This window comes from Antrihabitans stalagmiti (assembly GCF_016482825.1).
GTDB lineage: Bacteria > Actinomycetota > Actinomycetes > Mycobacteriales > Mycobacteriaceae > Antrihabitans > Antrihabitans stalagmiti.
The window spans coordinates 1-2,652 of sequence record NZ_JAEMNV010000034.1; the positions used below are offsets into that span (position 1 = coordinate 1).

At 66.5% G+C, this 2,652-nt stretch carries 2 protein-coding genes; both read right to left on the reverse strand.

The window, feature by feature from the left end; translation table 11 throughout:
- Window positions 1–63 precede the first annotated feature (63 nt).
- Window positions 64–885 carry an ATP-binding protein gene (locus JGU71_RS29555; RefSeq protein ID WP_199708706.1) on the reverse strand — a complete coding sequence of 274 codons (822 nt, stop codon included), beginning with the start codon at window positions 883–885 and terminating at the stop codon, window positions 64–66.
- On the reverse strand, window positions 882–2,519 hold the full coding sequence (gene istA, locus JGU71_RS29560) for an IS21 family transposase (RefSeq protein WP_199708707.1): 1,638 nt from the start codon (window positions 2,517–2,519) through the stop codon (window positions 882–884). Before istA ends, JGU71_RS29555 begins: the two co-directional genes overlap by 4 nt.
- Window positions 2,520–2,652 lie beyond the last annotated feature (133 nt).

Here is a 2,652-nt window from a genome sequence, read left to right on the forward strand (position 1 = left end):
TGTCATTTGCCAGGGTGATGGGACCACCTGCTTGCCACGAGCATGGGACCACCTTGGAGTGCGTTAGTGAGGATGCACCTGGTCGGTGGTGGCGTCAAGGCGGTGGCTGGGTCGGGTGCGTTGTCGGTAGGAGGGGCCTTCGATGACGAGGGTGTGGGCGTTGCTTGTGAGGCGGTCGATGGCGGATTGTGCGAGCAGGGCGTCGGCGGTCATGGTGAGCCATTCGGCGGGTTCGCGGTTGGATGTGACGATGGTGGTGCGGACCTTGTGGCGTTCGACGACGAGTTCGTAGAAGTCGTTGGTTTCGGTGGCGTCGAGGGGTCTGAGGGCGAAGTCGTCGATGATGAGGACGTCGATGGTGGTCAGTCTGCGGAGTTCGGCGTCGACGGTGTTGTCGAGGCGTGCGGCGCGTAGTCGCGCGAACAGTTTGTCGGCGCGGGAGAACAGCACGGTGTTGAGGTGCCGCCCGATCACGATGTGTCCGAGTCCTGTTGCGAGGTGGGTCTTTCCGACGCCGACGGGTCCCAGGATGATCGCGGATTGTCCGGCGTCGACGAACCGCAGGGAGACCAGGTCGCCGAGGAGGGCGCGGTCGTAGCGGAGGTCGTCGACGGCGTTCCAGGTGTCGATGCGCATGGTCTGGTCGAGGCCGGCTTTCGTCGAGCGCAGGGCCGCTGATCGGGACTGTCGCCGTGAAACCTCGTCGGAGAGGAGGGATTCCAGGAACGAGATGTGGGAGAGGTTGTGTTGCCGGGCCAGTGCCGCACGTTGGCCGAGGGTGTCGGCGAGCGCCCCGAGTTTGAGGGCTTTGAGCAGTGCGATCGTGTCGGGGCCGATCGGGTCGGCGGGCGAGGGGGTGGTCCGGTGGTTGCCGGTGGTGGTCATCGGTTGCGCTCCTGGCTGGTGTGGTCGGAGTTGGGCACGGCATGCAGATGCGTTCTCGGGGTGGCGAATTCGGAGGGGTCTCGGGTGAAGCGGGTCGGTCCGGCGCCGGCGGCGGCGGGCAGGGCGGGTGGTGTGGTCTCGGTGGCACGTTCGAGCATCGAGGTGATCTTGCGGACGGAGATCACGTCGAGGGTCAGGGCGGTGTCGCATGCAGCCTCGACCGGCCCGGCACCGTAGCGTTTGACCAGGCCGAGCAGACCGTAGACGCTGCGCATGCGGGTCCAGGGCAGCGGGTCGTCGAGGATCCGTTCGGCGTAGATCCCGATGTTGGGGCCGTGCCCGGCGCAGGTGGCGACGAGCGTGTCGAGGTCGCGCATGGCGTATCCGGCCTTGTGTTCGGGCAGGTCGCTCGGGTCGGTGTGGCGTCCACCCGCGGGCTGGCGTGGGTGGGCCTTGACCAGTTGGCCGCGGTGGTAGAACTTCACCAGCTCGCGGTCGGCGCGGGCGTCGAGTGTCGAGCCGATCCACTGCCCGGGCAGCGAGTACAGGGCTTTCCCGATCTCGGCGTGGAAGTCTTTGTGCACCTTCACTGTTTTCAGAATCGGCGGGTCGTACGCCACTGCCGGCAACGGCAGCAGCTTCGGCTGCTCGTCGGCGATGAACACCTCGAGCGGGCGGGCGCAGATCGTGCCGTGCATCCGCATCCCCGCTGTCTCGGCGCACCACCGCACCACCCGGTCCTGGGCGTCGGCGAGGTCGGTGAAACGCTCACCGGCCCAGAAGTTGCCGCGCACGTACTGCACGGCGCGTTCGACCTTCGGTTTGTCCTTCGGGGACCGCACCCGGGCCGGGTCGGTGCCGAAACCGACGTGCTGGCTGTAGTCCAGCCACCCCGACGACAGGACCGGACTAAACTGATCTGCTTGGTTGACAACAGGTTTCAGATTGTCGGGGATGATCACCGCGAACACGCCGCCGAAGAACCCCCACGCCGCCTCGCAGCCGGCGATCACCGCCGTCAGCGTCTGCGAGAACGTCAACCACACGAACTGGTGCCGGGAGTAGACCGCGGTGAAGATCAACGCGTGCACCTTCCGCCGCCGACCGGTATCCGGATCGTCGAGCATCCCCATGTAGGCGAAGTCGAGTTGGCACTCCACACCCGGGTCGCCGTCGACAACCCGTACCGTCGTCTCCCTCGATCCGAAACCGCAACGCTCCGTAGCGAATCGGTGCAACGTCCGGTACGGAACCGTACAGCCCTGCCGGGTCAGCAAGATCTCGATCTTCGTCACCGACAACGGTTTCGTCTCACCGTCGCCGTTCACCCACGCACGGATCTGTTCCTCGAACGGCACCAACGCCTCCCACGCCGCGCCATGACCGGCCGGGCGTGCCGGTCGTACCGTTTCCAGGACCGCGCCGACCAACTCGTCGTCGATCCGTTCCGGCGGGTCCGACCGTCGAAGGCCCGCAGCCTGCGCTGCCTCCACATACCGGCGCACCGTTTTACGATCGACTCCGCTGCGGGCGGCGATCGTCCGCAGCCCGGGTGCCGGCCCCGCGCTACCCGCGCCGAGCCAGACCCGGAGCACCTCACGAACCTCGTACACACTGACCTCCCGAAATGCCATGCCCGCATCGAACGGGCAACCAGAAGACCACCCGACACGACGCGCCGGGTGGTCCCATAACTGGCAATCCAGGTGGTCCCATGCACCTGGCAGAAATCAGCTCACAGCGGTCCCATGCTCATGGCAGACGACA

Bases quoted from the DNA above. Each gene is read 5' to 3' on its own strand.
- JGU71_RS29555 (WP_199708706.1), bottom strand. From the start codon at position 885: ATGACCACCACCGGCAACCACCGGACCACCCCCTCGCCCGCCGACCCG.
- istA (WP_199708707.1), bottom strand. From the start codon at position 2,519: ATGGCATTTCGGGAGGTCAGTGTGTACGAGGTTCGTGAGGTGCTCCGG.